Raw genomic sequence first — 26,370 nt, 5'->3', positions numbered from 1 at the left:
ACATCAGTGATCGGGATCCCAAATGCAATAATCCACTTTAAACCTGAACGTTTTTAGCCCAACAGTCTGTTTATGGTGATCAGCCAGATAAATGTGGCGCGAAGGCTATCATTTGCAGCACATGAGATAAAAGCTCTGTTACCAAATAACGAGGTTTTTGCTGCAAAAAAGTGATGTAAACGACGTTTTTTCGCCATAATGTTATTTTTATGGTGAATTTTATTGCTCTTTTTGGAAACGCAAACGATTGGCTATGTGGAAACTCTACGAATCATTAATTAGAAAAATTAATTAACTGGAAATTACGGGCGGGAGTGCCCGGGCAGGGGATCGACCGCCGCCCGGGAGAGGTATTACATTATCAGGAGCAGATTTCGTAGCACGGAATGTAGGCGCTGCCGCCCGGAAGCTTCATGCGGTGCTGGGCAACGAAGCCCTGCAGCAGATCGTCCATGCGGCGCATCATTTCCGGATCGCCATGCAGCTTGTAAGGGCCATATTTCTCGATAGCCTGAATACCGACTTCTTTCACGTTGCCGGCGACAATACCGGAGAAGGCGCGGCGCAGGTCGGCGGCCAGTACTTCCACCGGTTGGTCCGGATAAAGTTTGAGATTGGCCATATTGTCGTGCGTTGGCTCAAACGGCATCTGCAGGTCCGGCGAGATACGAATCGACCAGTTGAAGCTATAGGCGTCGTCGGTTTCGCGGCGGCTCTCTTTGACCAATGGCATCGCTTTTTTCATCTGGCGCGCCACTTCAGCGGCATCGTCGATAATAATGCGGTAGTGGCGGCGAGCCGATTCGCCGAGGGTATGAACGATGAACTCATCCAGCACGCGGAAGTAGTCGGCGCTCTCTTTCGGCCCGGTGAGGATAAGCGGCAGCACCTGCGACTTGTTATCCGGATGCATCAGGATGCCCAGCAGATAAAGCAGCTCTTCCGCAGTACCCACGCCGCCCGGGAAGATGATAATACCGTGGGCGATGCGTACGAACGCTTCGAGACGCTTTTCGATATCCGGCATGATGATCAGTTCGTTGACCAGCGGGTTTGGCGGCTCAGCGGCGATAATGGAAGGTTCGGTCATGCCGATAAAGCGGCTGTCTTTATAGCGCTGCTGGGCGTGGCCGACGGCGGCGCCTTTCATTGGCGCTTCCATGGCGCCTGGCCCGCAGCCGGTGCAGATATTCAGTTCGCGCAGGCCAAGCTGGGTTCCGACGCGGCGCGCGTACAGGTACTCATTTTCATTAATAGAGTGGCCGCCCCAGCAGACAATCATATTCGGCGCTTCGCCGACGTGTAGCGCGCGGGCGTTACGCAGAATCGAGAACACCAGGTTGGTGATGTGAATTGAGCTTTCGAGATCGAGATTCGGAAAGCGGACGGTGTTGTGGATCTGCCCGTAGACGAACAGGATATCGCGCAGCACGGCAAACAGGTTGGCCTGCAGGGAACGGATAATACGGCCATCGACGAAAGCGTCTTCCGGCGGGTTGATCAGTTCCAGCTTCACGCCGCGTTCGCGGCGCAGCACGTTAATATCGAAGTTTTCAAAACGAGACAGTAGCTCCTTGCTGTTATCGGTCAGGCTCCCCGAGTTGAGCACAGCAAGCGAGCAGTTGCGAAAGAGTTGATACAGGTCACTACTGGCGGTGCGTTTAAGCATATCCACTTCCAGCTGTGACAGCATATCCATTGAACCAAGCGGGCTAACGTGTGTAATCAAGTGAACTCCTTACAGGACGATTATCGTCTTCCTGTGATTACAATAGCCCTGGCCGTAGTCTTTCCACAACCTTGCGTACGCGTTAACGCACGCAAAGTGTGAAAAATTTCGCTTATTGCCGCGCCAGACGGCCGGTTGCCGGCACGAATTCACCGTTGCTGCGCCACGGATTAATATCCAGGCCGCCGCGGCGGGTGTAGCGAGCGTACACGGAAAGCGATTCCGGACGGCAGAAACGCAGCACATCATTAAAGATGCGTTCGACGCACTGTTCGTGGAACTCATTGTGATGGCGGAACGACACCAGATAGCGCAGCAGTTTTTCGCGATCGATTTTCGGCCCGCGATACTGAATCTGTACCGAGCCCCAGTCTGGCTGGTGGGTGATCAGACAATTTGATTTCAGCAGATGGCTGACCAGCGTCTCTTCGACGACTTTGCCGCTGGCCGCGTCCTGCAGGTAGTCGGCGCTGAACTGATAGTTATCAATCTCGATATCCTGATCGTCGATGCAGGCGCCGTGCAGATGAGCGATCGGTTGCCCTTCCAGCTCATCCAGGCGGTACAGCGAAACCTTGACCTCGCCCTGGGCGCAGGCGCTGAGATCGCGGGTCAGCGTGGCCTGGACTTCCTGCCAGTCGGCGAAGCGGGTCTGGTTGAAGCTGTTCAGGTACAGTTTGAAGCTTTTCGATTCCACCAGATTGACGGTGGTATCGCTCAGCTCCACGTAGCCGACGGCGACCTGCGGCAGGCCTTTGCCATTCAGCCACGACAGCTCGTACAGCGTCCAGATATCGGCGCCGTGGAACGGCAGATTATCGGCATGCAGGCCAAGCGGGTCGCGGTTCAGGCTGCGCGGCACGCCCTGCAGCAACGAAGCGTCATAGGTATCACGGTAATCCGTTGATTTACCGAGCGTCAGGCCGGCCAGCGCCTGATGATTATCGTAAGAAGACATGTTTCACCATAGTAAAGCGGGTACACTATATGCCAAGTGTATCCTGTCTAACGTGAAGAGAGAAACCGGTGGATCATCAGACCATAGAAGCGCTGCAATCATTTACCCAACGTTACTGCGATGCGTGGCAGCAGCGTTATGCCAGCCTGCCGCGTAGCGAAGACCTTTATGGCATCCCATCTCCCTGTATCAGCGCCAGTGAAAACGATGCCGTTTTCTGGCAGCCGCAGCCGTTTACGTTAGCACGCCATCTCGATGGAGTTGAACGAGCGCTGGATATTGTGGTACAACAGCCAATTCATAGTTATTATACCACTCAGTTCGCTGGCGATATGCACGCCCGCTTTGCGGCGCAGGACCTTACTTTATTGCAGGCCTGGAGCCCGGATGACTTCCAGCGAGTGCAGGAAAACCTTATTGGTCACCTGGTGTTGCAAAAACGCCTCAAGCTATCGCCGACGCTGTTTATCGCCACGCTGGATAGCGAACTGGAGGTTATTTCGGTCTGCAATCTGAGCGGCGAAGTCATTAAAGAGACGCTCGGAACCCGAAAAAGAGAGACCCTTTCTCACTCACTTGCGAGTTTCCTGAATCAGCTTGAGCCCCTTCTGTAATCCATTTACCCTGGTTGTTTGTGAGAGATCTCTTACAAGACCTGTAAGAGATCGTCATCATTTTCAGCAATTTTAAACATAAGGATTACATCTAACTTATTGTTATAAAATGATTTGATAATTATATGGTCTTTTAGTCTGGCCACTAATCTTAAGAGATTGTCGTAGTAAGTCTTGTAAGAAGAGGCGGAATCAGTGATCCTATGTACGTCGACAGGGAGTCGCGAAATGAAGAGAACATCAGGATGATGGCTCTTCTGCAGGACCCGCCGGGATGGCGTTGCAAGGACAGGCTTCAGGATGAAGCAAGGATAACGCAGGATTGCGTAATGGACACCTCCAGGATGGAGAACGAGAGCCGCTCAGGATGAACGGTGGATCAGGAAGATCTGGACACACTTAGGGATAAGTTATTTCACATCGGGGTGGTGTGAAAGCAGGATGCGCTAGTTTAAGGATGAACTTGGTCAGGAGACCTCAGGAAAAGTTTTCAAGGACGAGCAGGGAGCACCAATGTAGCTGGAATGCTGCAAAACGAACCGGGAGCACTGTTTATACAGTGCTCCCTTTTTTTATTTCTCTCGCGGATTTGCTATCCTGCGCCCGGTTTACAATTCATCGAGGTTTCCCCATGACCCTTCACGCTAGCGTGCGCGATCGCCTGCACGCCATTGAAGCGCTGCTGCGCGAAACAAACCACTGGCAGGAACAGGCGCCGGATAGCAGCGCTTTCGCCAGCGAACAGCCGTTTTGCCTGGACACGCTTGAACCGCTGGAATGGCTGCAGTGGGTGCTGATCCCGCGTCTGCATCAACTGATCGCCAGCGGTATGCCGCTGCCGCAGAACTTCGCCGTCGCGCCTTATTACGAGATGGCGCTGGATAAAGCTCATCCGGCGCGCGAAGCTATCGTGGCTGAACTACTGCTGCTGGATGCGTTATTCGCGGATGAAGACGCCTGATGCTGGAGATCATTTACCAGGACGAGTGGCTGGTGGCGGTGAATAAGCCTTCCGGCTGGCTGGTGCACCGCAGCTGGCTGGACCGCGATGAGAAAGTGGTGGTGATGCAGACCGTGCGCGATCAAATCGGCCAGCACGTCTTCACCGCTCATCGTCTGGACCGGCCGACTTCCGGCGTGCTGCTGATGGGATTATCGAGCGAGGCGGGCAGGCTGCTGGCGCAGCAGTTTGAGCAACACCAGATGCAAAAACGTTATCACGCCATCGTTCGCGGCTGGCTGACTGAAGAGGATGTGCTGGATTACCCGCTGGTGGAAGAGCTGGACAAAATCGCCGATAAGTTCGCTCGTGAGGATAAAGGCCCGCAGCCGGCGGTGACCCACTATCGCGGCCTGGCAACGGTAGAAATGCCGGTCGCCACCGGCCGTTACCCGACCACCCGCTACGGGCTGGTGGAGCTGGAGCCGAAAACCGGACGTAAACATCAGCTGCGTCGTCATTTGGCCCATCTGCGCCATCCGATCCTCGGCGACAGCAAACATGGCGATCTACGGCAAAACCGCAGCGCCGCTGAACATTTCGGCTGCAATCGTCTGATGCTGCACGCCAGCCAGCTGTCATTAACGCATCCCTTTACCGGCGAGCCGCTAACGATTCGCGCGGGTCTGGATGACGTCTGGATGCGCGCGCTGTCGCAGTTTGGCTGGCGCGGGCTTCTCCCGTTAAATGAAAGGGTTGAGTTTGCCGACGACAGCGGTCAGGATGAGAGTATCGCGGATAATCCAGGGAGATAATCACTATGGCAGAAGTCGGAATTTTTGTCGGCACAATGTACGGAAACTCGCTGTTGGTCGCCGAGGAGGCGGAAGCCATTCTGAGCGGGCTGGGGCATAAAGCGACGGTATTTGAGGACCCGGAAGTGAAAGACTGGGAATCCTATACCGGCAAGTACGTGCTGGTCGTGACGTCGACCACCGGGCAGGGCGATCTGCCGGACAGTATCGTTCCGCTGTATGAAGGCATTAAAGATATGTATCAGCCGCATCTGCGCTACGGCATTATCGCGCTTGGCGATAGCACCTACGCCAATTTCTGCGGCGGCGGTAAAACTTTTGATGCGCTGCTGCAGGAACAGGGCGCGCGACGTATCGGCGAGATGCTCACCATCGACGCCAGCGAAGACCCGGAACCGGAAAGCGTTTCCAATCCTTGGGTAGAAGCGTGGGCGAAACTGCTCGACTAATCCTATTAAGAACGCCCTCTCCCTACGTAGAGGGCGCGCTTAAGCTGCCAGTGGCCGGATAAACGGTCAGGCTTATCTTAACGTTCTCCATTCCTCCCGGCTTCGGGCATGTGCCTGATAACCACGCCATCGCTATGGCTTTTTTCTTTGCGTTTCCCCGGCGTCAAGAGAGGCGATTCACACTCTGAAGGTTATATTGCCCATCTTCCTCTAAGCAGGCGACGGTTTTCCATTTCCGTGAACTACTCCCCACAACCTTAGGCATGCGCCACAAACTAACGCAGTTCCGCCCGCTAAAGCTGTGTATATGCACGGTGAGCCCGTCGAGGCCTCTTTTTATACTTTTCCTGCCAGTGACAAAAGCAGTACGCCAGATATAACGAAAAAAAACACTAACACGTCATTCTGATTACCCTACAGGTTGTGCTGTTCAGAATGAACGTAGCTAAACGCTATGATTCAGGAGTACAACAATGAGTTCATTAAGTCAGGCTGCGAGCGCCGCTGAAAAGCGCACCAATGCTCGCTATTGGATAGTGGTGATGCTGTTTATCGTCACATCCTTTAACTATGGCGACCGTGCGACGCTGTCGATCGCCGGTTCTGAAATGGCCAGGGATATCGGCCTCGATCCTGTTGGCATGGGTTACGTTTTCTCCGCGTTTTCATGGGCCTATGTGATCGGACAGATCCCCGGTGGCTGGCTGCTTGACCGCTTTGGTTCTAAACGCGTCTATTTCTGGTCCATCTTTATCTGGTCCGTGTTTACCCTGCTGCAGGGCTTCGTGGATATCTTTAGCGGTTTTGGCATTATCATCGCGCTGTTTACCCTGCGCTTCCTCGTCGGCCTTGCCGAATCGCCCTCGTTCCCGGGCAATAGCCGTATTGTGGCCGCCTGGTTCCCGGCGCAGGAGAGAGGGACGGCGGTATCGATTTTTAACTCCGCGCAGTATTTTGCTACCGTTATTTTCGCGCCGATTATGGGGTGGTTGACCCATGAAGTGGGCTGGTCGCACGTATTCTTCTTTATGGGCGGACTGGGTATTGTCATCAGCTTCGTGTGGCTGAAAGTGATCCACGATCCGAATAACCATCCAGGCGTGAACCAGAAAGAACTGGACTACATCGCCGAAGGCGGCGCGTTGATCAACATGGATCAAAAGAGCAGTGCGCAGAAGGTGCCTTTTAGCGTAAAAATGGGCCAAATCAAGCAGCTGATTGGCTCGCGAATGATGGTCGGGATCTATATCGGTCAGTACTGCATCAACGCCTTAACCTACTTCTTTATCACCTGGTTCCCGGTTTATCTGGTGCAGGCGCGCGGCATGTCGATCCTTAAAGCGGGCTTTGTCGCCTCGATTCCGGCGGTGTGCGGCTTTGTCGGCGGGGTGTTGGGCGGGATTATTTCCGACTGGTTGATGCGCCGTACCGGCTCGCTGAATATTGCGCGCAAAACGCCGATCGTGCTGGGCATGCTGTTGTCCATGACCATGCTGATGTGTAATTACGTGAATGTGGAATGGATGATCATCGGCTTTATGGCGATGGCCTTCTTTGGTAAAGGCATCGGCGCGCTGGGCTGGGCGGTAATGGCGGACACCGCGCCGAAAGAGATTAGCGGCCTGTCCGGCGGTCTGTTCAACATGTTCGGCAATATTTCCGGCATCGTAACCCCTATCGCTATCGGCTATATCGTCGGCACCACCGGCTCTTTCAACGGCGCGCTGATTTACGTCGGTATCCATGCGCTGGTGGCGGTTCTCAGCTACCTGGTGCTGGTGGGCGATATCAAACGTATCGAACTTAAACCGGTTGCGGGGCGTTAATCATGAATACCCAATCCAGCCCAATCGTTACCGAAATGAAGGTGATTCCGGTCGCCGGGCACGACAGCATGCTGATGAATATCGGCGGCGCGCATAACGCCTGGTTTACCCGCAACATCGTGGTGTTAACCGATAACGCTGGCCATACCGGCGTCGGCGAAGCGCCCGGCGGCGAAGTCATCTATCAGACGCTGGTGGAGGCGATTCCGCAGGTAGTTGGGCAGGAAGTCGCTCGCCTCAACCGCGTGGTGCAGCAGGTACATAAAGGCAACCAGGCGGCGGATTTCGACACCTTCGGCAAAGGCGCATGGACCTTCGAATTGAAAGTCAATGCGGTGGCGGCGCTGGAAGCCGCGCTGCTCGACCTGCTTGGCAAGGTGTTGAATGTCCCGGTCTGCGAACTGCTTGGGCCCGGCAAACAGCGTGATGCGGTGACCGTGCTGGGCTACCTGTTCTATATCGGCGACCGCGAAAAAACCGATCTCGGATACCTTGAGCGGACGCCAGGCAACCACGAATGGTATCGCCTGCGTCATCAGCAGGCGTTGAATAGCGACGCGGTGGTGCGACTGGCGGAGGCGGCTCAGGATCGCTACGGTTTTAAAGACTTTAAGCTAAAAGGCGGCGTATTACCTGGCGAGCAGGAGATCGACACCGCTCGCGCGCTGAAAAAACGCTTCCCTGACGCGCGCATTACCGTCGATCCGAACGGCGCCTGGCTGTTGGATGAAGCTATTATGCTGTGCAAAGGGCTGCAGGATGTCCTGACCTATGCCGAAGATCCGTGCGGCGCGGAACAGGGCTTTTCCGGCCGGGAAGTGATGGCCGAGTTCCGTCGCGCAACCGGGTTACCGGTGGCGACCAACATGATAGCCACTAACTGGCGCGAGATGGGGCATGCGGTGATGCTCAACGCCGTCGATATTCCGCTGGCTGATCCGCACTTCTGGACGCTCTCTGGCGCGGTGCGGGTGGCGCAGCTGTGCGATGACTGGGGGCTGACCTGGGGCTGCCACTCGAACAACCATTTTGATATCTCGCTGGCGATGTTTACCCACGTCGGCGCCGCGGCGCCGGGCAAGCCGACCGCTATCGATACCCATTGGATTTGGCAGGAGGGCGATTCGCGCCTGACGCAAAATCCGCTGCAAATTATCAACGGCAAAATCGCCGTGCCAGACGCGCCGGGACTCGGCGTGGAGCTGGACTGGGAACAGGTGCATAAAGCTCATGAGGCCTATAAGGCGCTGCCTGGCGGCGCGCGTAATGATGCGGGCCCGATGCAGTACCTGATTCCCGGTTGGACATTCGACCGTAAACGCCCCGTTTTCGGCCGTCATTAATTAAAAAGGATTACGTCATGACTACATCATCTTCAACGCCAATTGTGACCGCTATGCAGGTTATCCCGGTCGCCGGGCATGACAGCATGCTGATGAACCTGAGCGGCGCGCACGCGCCGTACTTCACCCGTAATATCGTTATCATCAAAGATAACTCCGGGCATACCGGCGTCGGCGAAATTCCCGGCGGCGAAAAGATCCGCCAGACGCTGGAAGACGCCGCGCCGCTGGTAGTGGGGAAAACGCTGGGTGAGTACAAAAATGTGCTGAATGCCGTGCGTAACCAGTTTGCCGACCGCGATGCCGGCGGCCGCGGCCTGCAAACCTTCGATCTGCGCACCACTATTCACGTGGTGACCGGGATTGAAGCGGCGCTGCTGGATCTGCTGGGCCAGCATCTGGGCGTGAACGTTGCTTCTCTGCTTGGCGACGGCCAACAGCGGAGTGAAGTCGAAATGCTGGGCTATCTGTTCTTCGTCGGCAACCGCCACGCGACGCCGCTGGCTTATCAAAGCCAACCGGATGAGCAGTGCGACTGGTACCGTATTCGTCATGAAGAGGCGATGACGCCGGAGGCGGTAGTTCGCCTGGCGGAGGCCGCTTACGAAAAATATGGCTTCAATGACTTTAAACTGAAGGGCGGGGTACTGGCCGGTTTTGAAGAAGCCGAAGCTATTAGCGCGCTGGCGAAGCGTTTCCCTGGCGCGCGCGTGACCCTCGACCCGAACGGCGCCTGGCTGCTGGATGAAGCCATCCAGATAGGCAAGCAGCTGAAAGGCGTACTGGCCTATGCGGAAGACCCATGCGGCGCTGAGCAAGGTTTCTCCGGCCGCGAAGTGATGGCCGAATTCCGTCGGGCGACCGGGCTGCCGACCGCAACCAACATGATTGCCACCGACTGGCGGCAGATGGGCCATACGCTGTCGTTACAATCGGTGGATATTCCGCTGGCTGACCCGCACTTCTGGACCATGCAGGGATCGGTGCGCGTGGCGCAAATGTGTCATGAATTTGGCCTGACCTGGGGGTCGCACTCTAATAACCACTTCGATGTGTCGTTGGCGATGTTTACCCATGTGGCCGCGGCGGCGCCGGGTAAAATTACCGCTATCGATACCCACTGGATCTGGCAGGAGGGCAACCAGCGTTTGACCAAACAGCCGTTTGAAATCAAAGGCGGTATGGTGCAGGTGCCGACGACGCCAGGTTTGGGGGTTGAGCTGGATATGGACCGCGTGATGCAGGCTAATGAGCTATATAAGAAACATGGCCTGGGCGCTCGTGATGACGCCATGGCGATGCAATATTTAATCCCGAACTGGACCTTTGATAACAAACGTCCTTGCATGGTTCGCTAAGATAACGCCGACCCTGTTGGGGTCGGCAACTGCCGGTCGCCGGGGTTATTCATATTAAGGACACTTATGAAGATAGTGATCGCGCCGGATTCTTACAAAGAGAGCCTGAGTGCGCTGGATGTCGCTACCGCGATAGAAACGGGGTTCCGCGAGATTTATCCCCATGCGGAGTACGTTAAAGTCCCGGTTGCCGACGGCGGAGAGGGTACCGTTGAGGCGATGGTGGCCGCGACGCAGGGACATATCGTACAGGTCAGCGTTACCGGGCCGTTAGGCGAACCGGTCGAAGCCTTTTACGGTCTGTCCGGCGATATGCGCTGCGCCTATATTGAAATGGCGGCAGCCAGCGGACTGGAAAGCGTGCCGCCGACGCGACGTAATCCGCTACTGACCACCTCCTGGGGAACCGGCGAGCTGATTCGTTACGCGTTAGATGCGGGAGTCTCGCAGATTATTATTGGGATCGGCGGCAGCGCGACCAATGACGGCGGCGCCGGCATGGCGCAGGCGCTGGGGGCGAAATTGTTGACCGCGGAGCAACAGCAAATTGCGCCGGGCGGCGGCGCGCTGGAGACGCTGGCGCGAATCGATCTCAGCGAGCTGGATCCAAGATTGGCGGATTGCCGGATTGATGTCGCCTGCGACGTCACCAACCCGTTAACCGGCCCGCAGGGGGCAAGCGCGGTGTTCGGCCCGCAAAAAGGGGCGACGACGGCGATGATTGAACGTCTTGATAGCGGCCTGCAACACTTTGCGCAGATTATCGACCGCGATTTGGATATCGACGTGCTGAGCCTGGAAGGGGGCGGCGCGGCGGGCGGTATGGGGGCTGCGTTGTATGCGTTTTGCGGCGCCAAATTGCGCCCGGGGATCGAGATAGTGACCGATGCGCTGCGGCTGGCGGATTTAGTGGCTGATGCTGATTTGGTGATTACCGGTGAAGGGCGCATCGACAGCCAGACCATTCACGGTAAGGTACCGGTGGGGGTGGCGAAGGTCGCGAAACGCTTCAACGTGCCGGTGATTGGGATTGCCGGCAGCCTGACCGCCGATGTTGGCGTCGTGCATCAGCATGGTTTGGATGCGGTCTTTAGCGTGCTGTATACCGTCTGTACCCTGGACGAAGCGCTGGCGAACGCCGCCGCCAACGTGAGAATGACGGCGCGTAACGTGGCCGCGGTATTGCAGATGGGCGGCAAGCGGTAACCCGGGCAGCGCAGTGGGATTTGTAGCCCGGATAAGGCGCGTAACACCGCGATCCGGGAACCGTCCCCGGTGGCGCTTACGCTTACCGGGGCTACCAACCGAGTACCGGATCGTAACACCGCGATCCGGGAACCGTCCCCGGTGGCGCTTACGCTTACCGGGGCTACCACCGAATACCGGACCGTAACACCGCGATCCGGGAACCGTCCCCGGTGGCGCTTACGCTTACCGGGGTTACCACCGAATACCGGATCGTAACACCGCGATCCGGGAACCGTCCCCGGTGGCGCTTACGCTTACCGGGGCTACTAACCGAGTACCGGACCGTAGGGCGTAGCCCGGATAAGGCGCGCAGCGCCGCTATCCGGGGTTTACACTCCCATCTTGCACGCTTCGCGGGCGACGTTATCCATCTCGTCTAGCAGTTCCAGCAGTTCCGGCTCCAGCTCTTCCGGCGCGATACCGGCGCGCAACTGGCTTTCAAGGGTATGGCACAGTTTTTTCAGCCGCGGTACGCCGCTATAGCTGCAGCTACCGTGCAGCTTGTGGATTAAATCCAGCAATCCTTCCGGTGTTTCGCCGACCAGCTGCTCTTCAACTTTATTGCGCACCTCCGGCATAAAGGCGAGCAACATTTGCAGCATTTCCCGCGCGAGGTCTGGCTTCATGGCTGCCTGACGCAGCGCCAGCTGCCAGTTGAGCGTGACGTTATGGTCGATAACCGGCTCAACCGGTTCGGCGATTTGCGGCGTGACGACGTGCATGCCGGGCTGATAACGCAACAGCAGGGTGCTGAGTTTATCTTCTTCAATTGGCTTCGCCAGATAATCGTTCATCCCGGCAGCCAGCAGTTTCTCGCGCTGACCCTCAAGGGCGTGAGCGGTCACGGCGATCACCGGTGTCTGCTGCTGATGAGGGAGTTGGCGGATCAATTCACAGGCGCGAATACCGTCCATATCCGGCATCTGAATATCCATCAGAATGAGATCCAACTGCGATTGTTTTGCCTGCTCTACGGCATCCTGGCCGCTATCACACAGAATGACATGCTGCACCAGATCGTCCAGCAATGCGCCGATAAGCTTGAGGTTGGCCGGGTTGTCGTCTACCGCCATGACCGTCATCGCCAGTTTATCGCTATCGATATAGGGCTGCGGCACCGGCGGCTGCGCGCGGCAAGAGGCCATCAGCACCGGGAAAAGCCGCGTGGAGGTCAACGGTTTGAGCAGGCAGGCGGCGACGCCGTTTCTTTTCAGCTCTTCGGCGCTGACCTGCGCGTGACAAGGCAATCCCAGTACCAGGGTATCGGAAAGCGAGCAGGCGCGGACCAGCTTCTCCCGCTGATTGCTGAGATCGCGCATCGACACCGGAATACCGGCCAGTAAAATATCGTAGTGGGCATCCGGCAGCGCTGACAGCGTCGGGCTGTAGACCACCTCTAATGGCGTGGTTGCCAGCAGTTCCATCGTGCTTTGCGCAGCGGTGGCATTGGCTTCAATGTAGGCCAGCTTCTTGCCCGCCAGGCAATGGGTATCGAAACCGTCCGTAACGGCGTTCGGGTTCAGGTCAAGGCTGATATGGAACCAGAAGGTGGAGCCACGGTTCGGCTGACTATGGAATGAGATATCACCGCCCATCTCTTTGACCAGGCGCTGGGTGATGACCAGACCCAGGCCGGTGCCGCCGTGGCGGCGCGAGATACTGGCGTCGGCCTGGCGGAATGCCTGGAACAGCCGCGACTGATCGCGCTCCGGAATACCGATGCCGGTATCATGGATCTGTACTTCAATTTGCACGCGGGAATTGCTCATCGCCCGCTGTTCCACCAGCACATCAATGTTGCCGTGCTCGGTGAATTTAATGGCGTTACCCACCAGGTTGGTGATGACCTGCTGCAGACGTAGCGGATCGCCAATCACATTATCCGGGACATCGCTTTTAATGTTGAGGGTGAGTTCGAGCCCTTTATCGTGCGCCGAATGGGCCAGCAGGGTCACCACTTCATCCAGGGTATTGCGCAGCAGGAAAGGAATGCTTTCCAGTATCAGCTTGCCCGCTTCCAGCTTGGAGAAATCCAGCACGTCATTAATGATGGCCAACAGATTGTTGGCAGAACGCTCAATGGTGGTGAGGTGGTCGCGCTGAGTGGCGTTCAGATCGGTTTTTAGCGTCAGTCGGGTAAAGCCAATCACGCCGTTAAGCGGGGTTCGTAGCTCATGCGACATATTGGCCAGGAACTCGGATTTGATGCGCGCGGCCTCCTGGGCGCGCTTTTTCGCCAGATCCAGCTCGACGTTCTGAATCTCCATCTGCTCCAGCGTTTCGCGCAGATCCGAAGTCGCCTGATCGACATTGTGCTGCATCTCCTCGTGGTATGCCGCAAGCGACATCGCCATCGAGTTAATGCCGTTTTTCAGCATATCCAGCTCGCCGAGCATAAAACCTTCAACGCGGCTATCCAACTGGCCGCGACGGATGCGGTCAACGGTGTTGACCATATTGCGAATCGGCCCGGTCACGTCGCGCATCAATCGCCAGCCGAAAATCAGCGCAATGCCGATACAAAACAGCATCATGACGCTTGAGATAAATATCTCTTTGTACTGCTGTAAGCGAACGGATTTGAGGTCGAGCTCCAGCGCCACATAGCCAAGCATGTTGCCCGGCATTTTAGCATCGCTTTCCGGCGACTCATCGGGCAGATAGCTTTCTGACACAATAGGCGTGCGCAGCACCATGATATCGCCGTGGCGGGTGACGCTTAGACGGCGAGGGAAGGGGGCGCCGCGCGGGAGCTGTATTTCTCGCGGATCGAGCTGGAAGTTAGAGGTAACGAAAAGCCGGTTTTTTGCATCATAGATTGAAATGGCCCGCACGATATCGGAATGGCGGCGGTGAAGCACGCTGATAAGTTGGCCGATCGCCTCGCGATTTTGCAAATTCATGCCGTATTCACTGGATACCGCCAGCGGTTCGATAATACTGGCGCCGGCATCCTCCAACTGCCTCTGCAGGTCGTTATAGCGGTGGGCGACGAAGAAAATACTGAGCAGCAAACCAATCAAAACGGTCGGCGCCAGAATAAGAATCATCATGCGAGCACGTAGGCTGTAGTTGGTCATGCGGTTCCATTATGGGAGAATATACATATCAACCTTCAGACGGCTTCTGAATCGATAGCCCGAATGATTTCATGTATAGAGTCAGTATATTTTTGAGATAATCCTCTACAATGGCGCAATTCTACTCTGCAAAACGGCGTGTGACGACGCGCCAGATCATAACCGTGACGGTAAATGACCTTGATCCTTTTGGCCAGGGCGTAGCCCGTCATCAGGGTAAGGCGCTGTTTGTCCCCGGCCTGTTGCCGCAAGAGCAGGCGGAAGTCGTGCTGGTAGAGGATAAAAAACAGTATGCCCGCGCTCAGGTTAAACGCCGCCTCAACGACAGCCCACAGCGCGTCGCGCCGCGCTGTGCGCATTTCGGCGTCTGCGGCGGATGCCAGCAGCAGCATGCTAGCATTGAACTACAGCAGCTAAGCAAGCGCGCCGCGCTCTCCCGCCTGATGAAACGTGACGTTGACGACATTATAGCCGCTGAACCCTGGGGCTATCGTCGTCGGGCGCGTTTGAGCTTGAATTATCAGCCGAAGACCCAACAACTGCAGATGGGTTTTCGTAAGGCCAACTCCAGCGAAATCATCGATGTGGTGCAGTGCCCTGTTTTGGTGCCCCAACTTGAGGCGTTGTTGCCTGCGGTGCGCGAGTGTTTAACCAGCCTGCAGTCACAGCGTCATCTTGGCCACGTTGAATTGGTGCAGGCGGACAACGGCCCGCTGATGGTTTTACGCCATACTGCCGCGCTGACGGCGGTGGATAAAGAAAAACTGGAACGTTTTTCGCAAACTCACGGTCTATCCCTGTACCTCGCGCCGCAAAGCGAGATACTTGAACATATTCGCGGCGATGAGCCATGGTACACCTCAGACGGACTACGCTTAGTGTTCAGTCCGCGCGATTTTATCCAGGTCAACGATGGCGTAAACCAGAAGATGGTAAGTACGGCGCTGGCCTGGTTAGATATTCAGCCGCAGGACCGCGTTCTGGATCTGTTTTGCGGTATGGGTAATTTCACCCTGCCGCTGGCCAAAGCGGCGGCGAGCGTGGTGGGCGTCGAAGGCGTGCCCGCGCTGGTGGCAAAGGGGCGGGAAAATGCCGCTCTCAATGGGTTGCAAAAAGTGACTTTCTTTCATGAAAACCTGGAGGAAGATGTCACCCGGCAAGCCTGGGCGAAGCACGGCTTTGATAAAATTCTACTCGATCCGGCTAGGGCCGGGGCGCCGGGCGTGATGGCGCATATTATCAAGCTGGCTCCGCGGCGAGTGGTCTATGTTTCATGTAACCCGGCGACGCTGGCGCGCGATAGCGAGGCGTTGCTTCAGGCGGGATATCGCATTCAACGTCTGGCGATGCTGGACATGTTCCCGCACACCGGGCACCTGGAATCGATAGTATTGTTTGAGCGCGAGCTTACATAAAATTGTTCAGCCCGCATCGAGGCGACAGTGAAGATGCCTGGTGGCGGTGTGGACTGAAGGATGAAGTAGATACCCTCAATAACTCGAGTTGCAGGAAAGCTAACGCACATGCAACTTGAAGAATGACGGGTATAAATATGGCTTGCTGACTTCGGTAGGCTGAGTCCCTTAAGGAGAGGACAATGGTTGCGGTAAGAAGTGCACATCTAAATAAAGCTGGTGAGTTTGACCCGAAGAAATGGATCGCGAGTCTGGGGATTTCCAGCCAGCAGTCGTGTGAGCGCTTAGCCGAGACCTGGGATTATTGTCGCGCAACAACGCAGGGGCACCCGCAGGCAGATCTCCTGTTATGGCGCGGCGTGGAGATGGTTGAAATTCTCTCCATGCTGAATATGGATATCGATACCTTGCGGGCCGCTTTGCTGTTTCCGCTGGCGGACGGCAACGTCGTCAGCGAAGAAGTCCTGCAAGAGAGCGTCGGCAAATCCGTCGTTACCCTGATTCACGGCGTGCGTGATATGGCGGCGATTCGCCAGCTCAAAGCCACGCACACCGATACCGTCTCCTCAGAACAGGTCGACAATATTCGCCGCATGCTGCTGGCGATGGTCGATGATTTCCGCTGCGTGGTTATCAAGCTTGCGGAACGTATCGCTCACCTGCGCGAGGTAAAAGATGAACCCGAAGATGAGCGCGTACTGGCCGCAAAAGAGTGTACCAATATCTATGCGCCGCTGGCGAACCGCTTAGGGATCGGTCAACTGAAGTGGGAACTGGAAGACTACTGCTTCCGTTATCTGCATCCAGCCGAATACAAGCGTATTGCCAAACTGCTGCACGAACGCCGTATCGATCGCGAACATTACATCGATGAGTTCGTCGGCCATCTGCGCTCAGAAATGAAAACCGAAGGCGTGAAGGCTGAGGTGTACGGGCGTCCGAAGCATATCTACAGCATCTGGCGCAAAATGCAGAAGAAGCATCTCGCTTTTGATGAGCTGTTTGACGTGCGCGCGGTTCGTATCGTCGCCGAACGTTTACAGGATTGCTACGCGGCGCTGGGGATCGTGCATACCCACTATCGTCATCTGCCTGACGAATTTGATGATTACGTCGCTAACCCGAAACCGAACGGCTACCAGTCTATTCATACCGTAGTGCTTGGGCCGGGCGGGAAAACGGTCGAGATCCAAATTCGCACCAAACAGATGCATGAAGACGCCGAGCTCGGCGTGGCGGCGCACTGGAAGTATAAAGAGGGCGCCAGCGCCGGGGCGAGCGGCGGCCGCGGCCATGAAGACCGTATCGCCTGGCTGCGTAAGCTGATCGCCTGGCAGGAAGAGATGGCCGACTCCGGCGAAATGCTCGATGAAGTGCGCAGCCAGGTCTTTGACGACCGGGTCTACGTGTTTACGCCGAAGGGCGACGTGGTTGACCTGCCGGCGGGCTCCACTCCGCTCGACTTTGCCTACCATATCCATAGCGATGTCGGGCACCGCTGCATCGGCGCGAAAATTGGCGGGCGCATTGTGCCGTTCACCTATCAGCTGCAGATGGGCGACCAGATTGAGATAATTACTCAGAAGCAGCCCAACCCAAGCCGCGACTGGCTGAACCCGAACCTCGGCTACGTGACCACCAGCCGCGGGCGCTCCAAAATTCACGCCTGGTTCCGTAAACAGGATCGCGACAAGAACATTCTCGCCGGGCGGCAGATCCTTGACGATGAGCTCGAGCATCTGGGGATCAGCCTGAAGGATGCCGAGAAACATCTGCTGCCGCGCTACAACTTTAATGAACTGGATGAACTGCTGGCGGCTATCGGCGGCGGCGATATTCGCCTTAACCAGATGGTCAACTTCCTGCAGGCGCAGTTCAACAAACCGAGCGCTGCGGAACAGGATGCCGCCGCGCTGAAGCAGCTGCAGCAGAAAACCTATACCCCGCAGAACCGCAGTAAAGACAATGGCCGGGTGGTGGTTGAGGGCGTCGGCAACCTGATGCATCACATCGCCCGCTGCTGCCAGCCGATTCCCGGCGACGAAATCGTCGGCTTCATCACCCAGGGGCGCGGGATCTCGGTGCACCGCGCCGACTGCGATCAGCTGGCTGAGCTGCAGTCTCACGCGCCGGAACGCATCGTTGATGCGGTATGGGGCGAGAGCTACTCGGCGGGATATTCGCTGGTGGTGCGCGTGGTTGCCAACGACCGCAGCGGCCTGCTGCGCGACATTACCACTATTCTTGCCAACGAGAAGGTGAACGTGTTGGGCGTGGCCAGCCGCAGCGATACTAAACAGCAGCTGGCGACCATCGATATGACCATTGAAATCTATAACCTGCAGGTGTTGGGCCGGGTGCTCGGCAAGCTGAACCAGGTGCCGGATGTGATCGACGCGCGTCGTCTGCACGGCGGTTAATTTCGTCGCGCCGGATGGCGGCATAAATGCCTTATCCGGCCTACGGTCCGCGGCTTTGTCTTAAAAGCGCCCGGGCGACAACCGCTGCACGGCGGTTAATTCGTCTGTAGGCCGGATAAGGCGAAGCCGCCATCCGGCAATTTCGTAACGTCGGATAAGGTGTCAATGCCTTATCCGGCCGACTATTTTTTAAATTTCCAGGATTGTCACATGACTCAAATTGACCGCCTGCTCGGCATCATGCGCCGCCTGCGCGACCCGGAAAACGGCTGCCCGTGGGATAAAGAACAGACCTTTGCCACTATCGCCCCTTACACCCTTGAAGAGACCTATGAAGTGCTGGACGCCATTGCGCGCGAAGATTTTGACGATCTGCGCGGCGAGCTTGGCGACCTGCTATTCCAGGTGGTGTTCTATGCGCAGATGGCGCAAGAAGAGGGGCGTTTTGATTTCAACGATATCTGCGCCGCCATCAGCGACAAACTGGAACGTCGCCATCCGCATATTTTCGGCGATGCTTCAGCCGGGAACAGTGCGGAAGTGCTGGCGCGCTGGGAGCAGATCAAGAGCGCGGAGCGAGCGGAAAAGGCGCAACACTCGGCGCTGGATGATATTCCGCATAGCCTGCCGGCGCTGATGCGCGCGCATAAAATTCAGCGTCGCTGCTCGGCGGTGGGCTTCGACTGGACCTCGCTTGGGCCGGTGCTCGATAAGGTGCATGAAGAGATAGATGAAGTCATGCATGAAGCGCAGCAGGCGGTGGTTGATGAAGCTAAACTGGAAGAGGAAGTGGGCGATCTGCTGTTCGCCACGGTGAATTTATCCCGCCATTTAGGAGTCAAAGCCGAGGTCGCGTTGCAGAAAGCGAACCTCAAATTTGAGCGCCGCTTCCGCGAAGTTGAGCGTATTGTTGCCGCCAGAGGTCTGGAAATGACCGGCGTTGACCTCGAAACCATGGAAGAAGTGTGGCAGGAAGTAAAACGCCAGGAAACTGATCTCTAACGAGTTTTCGTGATCAAGCGCTATTTGTGTGATTTTATAAATAACAAGCGCTTGATTTACGTCAAAAACATTTCGCCAAAAGCGGCTATTTTCTCATTCCGTTATGTTGTTGAAACACCATGTAGCCTGCCTCTTCGAGTTGTTCGAGTCGCAACGCAGGTGCGGCTGGTAGAAAGAAGAGGAGGGGAGAATGAAAGTTTGTGGCGTCACGCATGTTCGGGTATACTACTTTCCCGTCCTGGTTATTCCATCGTTTTACCCTAACTTCTCAGGTTCAGCATGACAACGAACTATATTTTTGTGACCGGCGGGGTCGTATCCTCTCTGGGTAAAGGCATTGCCGCAGCTTCCCTGGCAGCCATTCTTGAAGCCCGTGGGCTCAATGTAACTATCATGAAACTGGATCCGTACATCAACGTCGATCCGGGCACCATGAGCCCAATCCAGCACGGGGAAGTGTTCGTTACTGAAGACGGCGCTGAAACCGATCTGGACCTGGGCCACTACGAGCGTTTCATCCGCACCAAGATGACTCGCCGCAACAACTTCACCACTGGTCGTATCTACTCCGACGTTCTGCGTAAAGAGCGCCGTGGCGACTATCTGGGCGCAACCGTACAGGTTATCCCGCACATCACCAACGCCATCAAAGAGCGTGTATTGGCTGGCGGCGAAGGCCATGACGTGGTGCTGGTTGAAATCGGCGGTACCGTAGGCGATATCGAATCCCTGCCGTTCCTCGAAGCTATTCGCCAGATGGCGGTAGAAATCGGCCGTGAGCATACCCTGTTCATGCACTTGACCCTGGTGCCATACATGGCGGCGGCGGGTGAAGTCAAAACTAAACCGACTCAGCACTCTGTGAAAGAGCTGCTCTCCATCGGTATCCAGCCTGATATTCTGATTTGCCGCTCCGATCGCGCGGTTCCGGCCAACGAACGTGCAAAAATTGCATTGTTCTGTAACGTCCCGGAAAAGGCTGTGATTTCTCTGAAAGACGTCGATTCCATTTATAAAATTCCAGGCCTGTTGAAATCTCAGGGGCTGGACGATTATATTTGTAAACGATTCAGCTTAACTTGTCCGGAAGCAAACCTGGCCGAATGGGAACAGGTAATCTATGAAGAAGCTAATCCGGCAGGCGAAGTCACCATTGGTATGGTCGGTAAGTACATTGAACTGCCGGATGCCTACAAATCGGTGATTGAAGCGCTGAAACACGGTGGTCTGAAAAACCGCGTGACCGTCAACATCAAGCTTATCGATTCGCAGGATGTTGAAACGCGCGGCGTCGAAATCCTCAAAGATTTGGACGCGATCCTCATCCCGGGCGGCTTCGGCTACCGCGGCGTTGAAGGCAAGATCGCCACCGCGCGCTATGCGCGTGAGAACAATATTCCATATCTGGGCATCTGCTTGGGTATGCAGGTTGCGCTGATTGAGTTCGCGCGCAACGTAGCGGGCATGGAAAACGCCAACTCTACGGAATTTGTGCCAGACTGTAAGTACCCGGTGGTGGCGCTGATTACCGAATGGCGTGACGAAGAAGGCAACGTTGAAGTTCGTTCCGAGAAGAGCGACCTCGGCGGCACCATGCGCCTTGGCGCGCAGCAGTGCCAGCTGGGTGATGATTCTCTGGTTCGTCAGCTGTACGGCGAGCCGACAATCACCGAGCGCCATCGTCACCGCTACGAAGTCAACAACATGTTGTTGAAACCGATTGAAGCTGCCGGCCTGCGCGTTGCGGGCCGTTCCGGGGATGATCAGTTGGTCGAGATCATCGAAGTGCCGAACCATCCGTGGTTTGTGGCCTGCCAGTTCCACCCGGAGTTTACTTCGACGCCGCGTGACGGCCACCCGCTGTTTGCCGGCTTTGTGAAAGCCGCGAGCGAGTACCAGAAACGTCAGGCGAAGTAAAAGAGTTAGAACGGCAATGCACCCAATTGGGTGCATTGTTTGTCTGGAGTTTTAGTTTAACTTGTACTGAGGAAAACCTAATGTCCAAAATCGTTAAAGTCATCGGTCGTGAAATCATCGACTCCCGTGGTAACCCGACTGTTGAAGCCGAAGTACACCTGGAAGGTGGTTTCGTCGGTATGGCAGCTGCTCCGTCAGGTGCTTCTACTGGTTCCCGCGAAGCGCTGGAACTGCGCGATGGCGACAAATCCCGTTTCCTGGGTAAAGGCGTAACCAAAGCTGTTGCTGCGGTAAACGGCCCGATCGCTCAGGCAGTCCTGGGTAAAGATGCTAAAGATCAAGCTGGCATCGATAAGATCATGATCGACCTGGACGGTACTGAAAACAAATCCAACTTCGGTGCGAACGCAATCCTGGCGGTATCCCTGGCGAACGCCAAAGCAGCTGCTGCTTCTAAAGGCCAGCCGCTGTTCGAACACATTGCTGAACTGAACGGCACTCCGGGCAAATACTCTATGCCGGTTCCGATGATGAACATCATCAACGGCGGTGAGCACGCTGACAACAACGTCGACATCCAGGAATTCATGATTCAGCCGGTTGGCGCGCCGACTCTGAAAGAAGCCGTACGTATGGGTTCTGAAGTGTTCCATCACCTGGCGAAAGTTCTGAAATCCAAAGGCATGAACACTGCAGTTGGTGACGAAGGCGGCTACGCGCCGAACCTGGGTTCCAACGCTGAAGCGCTGGCTGTTATCGCTGAAGCGGTTAAAGCAGCAGGCTACGAACTGGGCAAAGACATCACTCTGGCGATGGACTGCGCAGCTTCTGAATTCTACAAAGACGGTAAATACGTTCTGGCTGGCGAAGGCAACAAAGCGTTCACCTCTGAAGAATTCACCCACTTCCTGGAAGAACTGACCAAACAGTACCCGATCGTGTCCATCGAAGATGGTCTGGACGAGTCTGACTGGGACGGTTTCGCATACCAGACCAAAGTACTGGGCGACAAAATCCAGCTGGTTGGTGACGATCTGTTCGTAACCAACACCAAGATCCTGAAAGAAGGCATCGAGAAAGGCATCGCTAACTCCATCCTGATCAAATTCAACCAGATCGGTTCTCTGACCGAAACTCTGGCTGCAATCAAGATGGCGAAAGACGCTGGTTACACCGCTGTCATCTCTCACCGTTCTGGCGAAACTGAAGACGCTACCATCGCTGACCTGGCTGTTGGTACCGCTGCAGGCCAGATCAAAACTGGTTCTATGAGCCGTTCTGACCGCGTTGCTAAATACAACCAGCTGATTCGTATCGAAGAAGCGCTGGGTGAAAAAGCGCCGTACAACGGTCGTAAAGAGATCAAAGGCCAGGCGTAATCCTGACTTTTTGTGAAATAAAAATGCCAGTCTGCGGACTGGCATTTTTTTTATCCGCTATTTGCACTTACTTGAAATCGACGGCCATTTGCTGGGGGATCGAAAGCCCGCGGGTGGTTTGTACGCAGCGGTCGATATAATCGGTGAAACGCGGCGGTTTGGGCATGCCCATGCTCAGCAGCTTATCATTGCTGAAGCGGACGTTCAGCGTCGCGAAGGCGCCATACAGGCGCATCGCTTTGAGCATCAGGCGCTCGTTGCACGGGCCGAAAATATCCTTCAACTCACGGCGCATTTTAACCAGCGTCTCATAGCTGACCTGCGCGTATCGATCGCCTACCGGAGCCTGCTCCAGCGCTGAGGCCATCGCGCGATCGATTTCCGCAAATTTCACGCTGTTTTCTTCTCCGGCGGAGATATGCACCACTTCGCCGCGCGCCAGCGGGCGCTGTAATAACATCAGCAGCGCGTCGGCGCAGTAGTCGACCGGGATAACATCAACGCGGTCTTCCAGGGAGCAGAGGAATTTTTGCAACATCAGCCCCATGCTGAACACCCAAAAAATGCTGCTGGAGGGCTGGCAACCGTGATGAGTATGACCAACGACGATAGAAGGGCGGGCGATGGCTAACGGTAACGTCGGGCACTGCTCCTGCATCAGGCGCTCAATCGTCGATTTGGAATGGGTATACTCCACCAGATGCTCGGCGTGCTCGCGGAATTCAGCGCTTTCAGCGACCAGCGAATCGGGCTCCGGGGTACAGGACATCGCGGTCCCGACGTGGAGAAAACGTTGTAGTCCAGCTACGCGGGACATCCGTTGGGCAAATTTGAACGTCCCTTCGACGTTCACTTTCCAGATGAGCGGGTTATTGCCAAATGAGGCGACGGCGGCGCTGTTGATAACGTGAGTGACCTGCTCCAGACGCGGGTCGCTCAGGAACGCCTCCGGGGATGACAAATCGCCGAGCAGGATCTGCCGGGTAGTTAATGCGGCCAGCTTCTCCTCTGCAATATTGAATTTACGCAGGTTTTCCTTCACCCGGGCCAGAGCCGCTTCATCGTTATTGGCTCGCACCAGGAGCAATAGATTAATCCCATTTTCGTTATTAAGGATATTTTCTAATACCGCTCCACCCAGAAATCCGGTAACGCCTGTAATTAATAATGTATTCATGAATGCAGTCTCTCATGGTTGGTCGACTGGATTCTAGGCGCGGAAAATTAAACGGAGATTAAATAAAAAATGCTGTAACCGTCGGTTTCTTAAGCTTATTTTAAGCTATGGAAATTAAGTGAATTGAATTGGACAGTATGCATAGATAAAAGATTCATTGTTTCATGTATCGGTTTGTACATCTTTGATTAATTGTGATTTTTTATCGATTTAGACAATCATAAATAATGCTATTACGATCATGAAAAACATTCTTTGTTACATCTTTATCCGCACGCAGATACTTCTGAGAGAGTAATCAATGAACGGGTTAATGAGTAAATGTGGCACATGCTAAAATAATACTTAATATATCGTAAATACATTTTGTGCTTATTTCATAGTTCGCTAACTAATATAAAAAGAGGGTTTACGCCCCGCTGACCATGGGCTCAGGTAAGCGCAGCTGAGGACAAGACCTGAGCGCCTGAATCTGCGATAATACCTTTTTACCACCTGAACAGAGATGACTATGCAGTACCCGATTAACGAGATGTTCCAGACCTTGCAAGGCGAGGGTTACTTTACCGGCGTGCCTGCCATTTTTATTCGTTTGCAGGGATGCCCGGTTGGTTGCGCCTGGTGCGATACCAAACATACCTGGGATAAGCTGGCCGATCGGGAAGTGTCTCTATTTAGTATCCTCGCTAAAACCAAAGAGAGCGATAAGTGGGGCCCGGCGACCAGCGACGATCTGCTGGCAATCATTGGCCGTCAGGGGTGGACCGCCCGTCACGTAGTGATTACCGGCGGCGAACCTTGTATTCACGATCTTACGCCGTTGACCGACCTGCTTGAGCAAAACGGTTTCAGCTGCCAGATTGAAACCAGCGGCACCCATGAAGTGCGCTGCAGCCACAATACCTGGGTTACGGTCTCGCCGAAGGTGAACATGCGCGGCGGCTACGATGTGCTCTCTCAGGCGTTGCAACGTGCAGATGAAATCAAGCATCCGGTTGGCCGCGTGCGTGATATCGAAGCGCTGGATGAACTGCTGGAAACGCTGGCAGATGAAAAGCCGCGGATTATTGCATTACAGCCGATTAGCCAAAAAGAAGACGCGACGCGTCTGTGCATCGAGACCTGTATCGCCCGGAACTGGCGGTTATCCATGCAGACGCACAAATACCTTAACATCGCCTGATCCCCACTCTATTTGCTGGGTAGGTGGCTCACCGCCCGGCAGCTCTCTTCTTCATATATGAATTCATCTTCGCATTTGGCTCCAGCGCTGGGGTTGAGATACGCCGTCATGACAGCAATGCTATCATTGGCGCGTTAATTCAGCCGCTCAGGCGGGCTATTGATACGTTGACTTAAGGAATGAGTTAACCATGCAGCCAATTGATCGACCTACTGCCTTCTCTATGGACTTCTTCTCGCTCAAGGGGAAAACCGCTATCGTTACCGGCGGCAATAGCGGCCTTGGTCAGGCTTTTGCCGTCGCCCTGGCGACAGCCGGCGCGAATCTGTTTATTCCCGCCCTGCGCGAAGAACATACTCAAACCCGCGAACTTATCGAACAGCAGGGCGTTGAGATGGAATTCATGCTGGCGGATATCACCGATGTCGGCATGCCGCAGCGGATTATCGCCACCTGCTGCGAGCGTTTTGGTACCGTTGATATTCTGGTGAACAATGCTGGTGTTTGTCAGTTGAATAAGGTGCTGCGCTTTGGTCGCACAGACTGGGATCCGATGATCGAAACTAACCTGACGGCGGCATTTGAGCTCAGCCACGAAGCCGCTAAAATTATGGTCCCGCGGCGAAGCGGTAAGATTATTAACATCTGCTCGGTGTTTTCTTATCTCGGCGGCAGCTGGTCGCCGGCCTATGCCGCCACCAAACATGCGTTGGCTGGATTAACCAAAGCCTACTGCGATGAGCTGGGCCCATATAATATCCAGGTCAACGGCATCGCGCCCGGCTATTACGAAACCGAAATGACCGCTATTACCCGCAGCATCCCAAAAGAGAACCGACGCGTGCTGGCGCATATACCCGCGGGCCGTTGGGGAGAAGCAGAGGATTTAATGGGTGCCGTTGTTTTCCTCGCCAGCCGGGCCTCGGACTACGTCAACGGTCATATTCTGGCGGTGGATGGCGGCTATCTGGTGCGCTGATTCACACGGCGTTGGATGAAATAGAAAACCGCCAGGGCAGCAGCCCGATGGCGGATAAGCAGGGAATTACTCGCCGCGATAGACGCAGCCTGCGGTGCAGGTCTCTTTCACCATTACCGCGCTCAGCAGAGGAACCAGCGGTTTCATTTGATCCCAAATCCATTTGGCCAACACTTCGCTGGTGGGGTTCTCCAGTCCTGGAATATCGTTCAGGTAATAGTGGTCTAAACGATCGTAAGTCGGTTTAAACGCGGCTTTCAGCTCGGCGAAATCCATGATCCACCCGGTATGGGGATCGACTTCACCGGTAATCTCCAGACGCACCATAAAAGAGTGACCATGCAGGCGACCGCATTTGTGGCCTTTCGGTACGTGCGGCAGGTGGTGGGCGGCTTCGAAGGTGAAATCTTTAAACAGCGTGGTGGACATCATTAACTCTCAACAGGACGAAAAAAACCGCCGTAGGGTACCGGAAAGTACATTTTTTAGCATTAACTAAAACGGCCCTGAACGCAAAATCACCGTTTTTGCGCTTTTT

20 protein-coding genes are annotated in these 26,370 nt (G+C 55.3%); 15 read left to right on the top strand and 5 right to left on the bottom strand.

Annotation, left to right across the window (positions count from 1 at the left end; all coding sequences use genetic code 11):
• Window positions 1-361: 361 nt before the first annotated feature.
• Both ppnN and queF read right to left on the bottom strand, forming a co-directional pair.
• A complete protein-coding gene (gene ppnN, locus PGS10_RS06160) occupies window positions 362-1,729 on the bottom strand; it encodes a nucleotide 5'-monophosphate nucleosidase PpnN (protein ID WP_045397613.1) in 1,368 nt (455 codons plus the stop codon).
• 112 nt (window positions 1,730-1,841) lie between these two features.
• Window positions 1,842-2,687 (bottom strand): NADPH-dependent 7-cyano-7-deazaguanine reductase QueF, encoded by an 846-nt coding sequence (gene queF, locus PGS10_RS06155; RefSeq protein WP_047078974.1) that lies wholly within the window; start codon window positions 2,685-2,687, stop codon window positions 1,842-1,844.
• A 68-nt stretch (window positions 2,688-2,755) separates the two neighbouring features.
• Between queF and syd the strand changes: the two genes are divergently transcribed.
• The 8 genes from syd to PGS10_RS06115 all read left to right on the top strand — a co-directional run bounded on the left by syd (window position 2,756) and on the right by PGS10_RS06115 (window position 11,238).
• The gene (syd, locus tag PGS10_RS06150; RefSeq protein WP_316422579.1) at window positions 2,756-3,301 is read left to right on the top strand and encodes a SecY-interacting protein; all 546 of its coding nucleotides are present in this window, start codon (window positions 2,756-2,758) and stop codon (window positions 3,299-3,301) included.
• 631 nt (window positions 3,302-3,932) lie between these two features.
• A complete protein-coding gene (locus PGS10_RS06145; RefSeq protein ID WP_047078976.1) occupies window positions 3,933-4,262 on the top strand; it encodes a YqcC family protein in 330 nt (109 codons plus the stop codon).
• Window positions 4,262-5,056: a tRNA pseudouridine(65) synthase TruC gene (gene truC, locus PGS10_RS06140; RefSeq protein WP_045397602.1), complete on the top strand. Its 795-nt coding sequence runs from the start codon at window positions 4,262-4,264 to the stop codon at window positions 5,054-5,056. The genes PGS10_RS06145 and truC overlap by 1 nt, the downstream gene beginning before the upstream one ends.
• Window positions 5,057-5,061: 5 nt before the next feature.
• The gene (locus PGS10_RS06135) at window positions 5,062-5,505 is read left to right on the top strand and encodes a flavodoxin (protein WP_015369957.1); all 444 of its coding nucleotides are present in this window, start codon (window positions 5,062-5,064) and stop codon (window positions 5,503-5,505) included.
• A 473-nt stretch (window positions 5,506-5,978) separates the two neighbouring features.
• Window positions 5,979-7,331 carry an MFS transporter gene (locus tag PGS10_RS06130; RefSeq protein ID WP_045397599.1) on the top strand — a complete coding sequence of 451 codons (1,353 nt, stop codon included), beginning with the start codon at window positions 5,979-5,981 and terminating at the stop codon, window positions 7,329-7,331.
• Window positions 7,332-7,333: 2 nt separating this feature from the next.
• Window positions 7,334-8,674, top strand: coding sequence for an enolase C-terminal domain-like protein (locus PGS10_RS06125; RefSeq protein ID WP_213293098.1), 1,341 nt, complete (start codon window positions 7,334-7,336; stop codon window positions 8,672-8,674).
• Window positions 8,675-8,691: 17 nt separating this feature from the next.
• Window positions 8,692-10,032: a glucarate dehydratase gene (gudD, locus tag PGS10_RS06120; protein ID WP_045397593.1), complete on the top strand. Its 1,341-nt coding sequence runs from the start codon at window positions 8,692-8,694 to the stop codon at window positions 10,030-10,032.
• Window positions 10,033-10,098: 66 nt separating this feature from the next.
• The gene (locus tag PGS10_RS06115) at window positions 10,099-11,238 is read left to right on the top strand and encodes a glycerate kinase (protein WP_047078978.1); all 1,140 of its coding nucleotides are present in this window, start codon (window positions 10,099-10,101) and stop codon (window positions 11,236-11,238) included.
• A gap of 371 nt (window positions 11,239-11,609) precedes the next feature.
• On the opposite strand, the gene barA is transcribed toward PGS10_RS06115, so the two are convergent.
• A complete protein-coding gene (gene barA, locus PGS10_RS06110) occupies window positions 11,610-14,360 on the bottom strand; it encodes a two-component sensor histidine kinase BarA (protein ID WP_045397587.1) in 2,751 nt (916 codons plus the stop codon).
• A gap of 110 nt (window positions 14,361-14,470) precedes the next feature.
• Between barA and rlmD the strand changes: the two genes are divergently transcribed.
• The 5 genes from rlmD to eno all read left to right on the top strand — a co-directional run bounded on the left by rlmD (window position 14,471) and on the right by eno (window position 22,493).
• Window positions 14,471-15,775: a 23S rRNA (uracil(1939)-C(5))-methyltransferase RlmD gene (rlmD, locus tag PGS10_RS06105; RefSeq protein ID WP_316422578.1), complete on the top strand. Its 1,305-nt coding sequence runs from the start codon at window positions 14,471-14,473 to the stop codon at window positions 15,773-15,775.
• 182 nt (window positions 15,776-15,957) lie between these two features.
• Window positions 15,958-18,195 (top strand): GTP diphosphokinase, encoded by a 2,238-nt coding sequence (relA, locus tag PGS10_RS06100; protein ID WP_045397579.1) that lies wholly within the window; start codon window positions 15,958-15,960, stop codon window positions 18,193-18,195.
• A gap of 210 nt (window positions 18,196-18,405) precedes the next feature.
• Window positions 18,406-19,197: a nucleoside triphosphate pyrophosphohydrolase gene (gene mazG, locus PGS10_RS06095; protein WP_015703306.1), complete on the top strand. Its 792-nt coding sequence runs from the start codon at window positions 18,406-18,408 to the stop codon at window positions 19,195-19,197.
• Window positions 19,198-19,476: 279 nt separating this feature from the next.
• Window positions 19,477-21,114, top strand: coding sequence for a glutamine hydrolyzing CTP synthase (gene pyrG / locus PGS10_RS06090; RefSeq protein WP_015703305.1), 1,638 nt, complete (start codon window positions 19,477-19,479; stop codon window positions 21,112-21,114).
• 80 nt (window positions 21,115-21,194) lie between these two features.
• Window positions 21,195-22,493 (top strand): phosphopyruvate hydratase, encoded by a 1,299-nt coding sequence (gene eno, locus PGS10_RS06085; protein ID WP_015369968.1) that lies wholly within the window; start codon window positions 21,195-21,197, stop codon window positions 22,491-22,493.
• 67 nt (window positions 22,494-22,560) lie between these two features.
• Here the strand turns inward: eno and PGS10_RS06080 are convergent, their stop codons facing one another.
• Window positions 22,561-23,670 carry an SDR family oxidoreductase gene (locus PGS10_RS06080; protein ID WP_045395337.1) on the bottom strand — a complete coding sequence of 370 codons (1,110 nt, stop codon included), beginning with the start codon at window positions 23,668-23,670 and terminating at the stop codon, window positions 22,561-22,563.
• Window positions 23,671-24,181: 511 nt separating this feature from the next.
• On the opposite strand from PGS10_RS06080, the gene queE reads away from it, so the two are divergent.
• Window positions 24,182-24,853, top strand: a complete 672-nt coding sequence (queE, locus tag PGS10_RS06075) for a 7-carboxy-7-deazaguanine synthase QueE (protein WP_047044321.1) — start codon at window positions 24,182-24,184, stop codon at window positions 24,851-24,853.
• Window positions 24,854-25,043: 190 nt separating this feature from the next.
• Window positions 25,044-25,832, top strand: a complete 789-nt coding sequence (locus PGS10_RS06070; protein WP_074165430.1) for an SDR family oxidoreductase — start codon at window positions 25,044-25,046, stop codon at window positions 25,830-25,832.
• Window positions 25,833-25,898: 66 nt separating this feature from the next.
• Here PGS10_RS06070 and queD read toward each other — a convergent pair whose 3' ends face one another.
• Complete coding sequence (gene queD, locus PGS10_RS06065; RefSeq protein ID WP_015369973.1) at window positions 25,899-26,264, bottom strand: 6-carboxytetrahydropterin synthase QueD; 366 nt, start codon at window positions 26,262-26,264, stop codon at window positions 25,899-25,901.
• Between the last annotated feature and the right edge of the window lie 106 nt (window positions 26,265-26,370).

The sequence above is a fragment of the Klebsiella sp. 141153 genome, assembly GCF_032601995.1.
GTDB classification, from domain to species: domain Bacteria; phylum Pseudomonadota; class Gammaproteobacteria; order Enterobacterales; family Enterobacteriaceae; genus Klebsiella; species Klebsiella aerogenes.
This window is presented reverse-complemented; position numbering and strand designations above follow the sequence as displayed.

Excerpts from the sequence above, each read along its gene's own strand:
- queF (WP_047078974.1), bottom strand. The coding sequence starts at position 2,687 with ATGTCTTCTTACGATAATCATCAGGCGCTGGCCGGCCTGACGCTCGGT.
- PGS10_RS06145 (WP_047078976.1), top strand. The coding sequence starts at position 3,933 with ATGACCCTTCACGCTAGCGTGCGCGATCGCCTGCACGCCATTGAAGCG.
- truC (WP_045397602.1), top strand. The coding sequence starts at position 4,262 with ATGCTGGAGATCATTTACCAGGACGAGTGGCTGGTGGCGGTGAATAAG.
- PGS10_RS06135 (WP_015369957.1), top strand. The coding sequence starts at position 5,062 with ATGGCAGAAGTCGGAATTTTTGTCGGCACAATGTACGGAAACTCGCTG.
- PGS10_RS06130 (WP_045397599.1), top strand. The coding sequence starts at position 5,979 with ATGAGTTCATTAAGTCAGGCTGCGAGCGCCGCTGAAAAGCGCACCAAT.
- PGS10_RS06125 (WP_213293098.1), top strand. The coding sequence starts at position 7,334 with ATGAATACCCAATCCAGCCCAATCGTTACCGAAATGAAGGTGATTCCG.
- gudD (WP_045397593.1), top strand. The coding sequence starts at position 8,692 with ATGACTACATCATCTTCAACGCCAATTGTGACCGCTATGCAGGTTATC.
- PGS10_RS06115 (WP_047078978.1), top strand. The coding sequence starts at position 10,099 with ATGAAGATAGTGATCGCGCCGGATTCTTACAAAGAGAGCCTGAGTGCG.
- barA (WP_045397587.1), bottom strand. The coding sequence starts at position 14,360 with ATGACCAACTACAGCCTACGTGCTCGCATGATGATTCTTATTCTGGCG.
- rlmD (WP_316422578.1), top strand. The coding sequence starts at position 14,471 with ATGGCGCAATTCTACTCTGCAAAACGGCGTGTGACGACGCGCCAGATC.
- relA (WP_045397579.1), top strand. The coding sequence starts at position 15,958 with ATGGTTGCGGTAAGAAGTGCACATCTAAATAAAGCTGGTGAGTTTGAC.
- mazG (WP_015703306.1), top strand. The coding sequence starts at position 18,406 with ATGACTCAAATTGACCGCCTGCTCGGCATCATGCGCCGCCTGCGCGAC.
- pyrG (WP_015703305.1), top strand. The coding sequence starts at position 19,477 with ATGACAACGAACTATATTTTTGTGACCGGCGGGGTCGTATCCTCTCTG.
- eno (WP_015369968.1), top strand. The coding sequence starts at position 21,195 with ATGTCCAAAATCGTTAAAGTCATCGGTCGTGAAATCATCGACTCCCGT.
- PGS10_RS06080 (WP_045395337.1), bottom strand. The coding sequence starts at position 23,670 with ATGAATACATTATTAATTACAGGCGTTACCGGATTTCTGGGTGGAGCG.
- queE (WP_047044321.1), top strand. The coding sequence starts at position 24,182 with ATGCAGTACCCGATTAACGAGATGTTCCAGACCTTGCAAGGCGAGGGT.
- PGS10_RS06070 (WP_074165430.1), top strand. The coding sequence starts at position 25,044 with ATGCAGCCAATTGATCGACCTACTGCCTTCTCTATGGACTTCTTCTCG.
- queD (WP_015369973.1), bottom strand. The coding sequence starts at position 26,264 with ATGATGTCCACCACGCTGTTTAAAGATTTCACCTTCGAAGCCGCCCAC.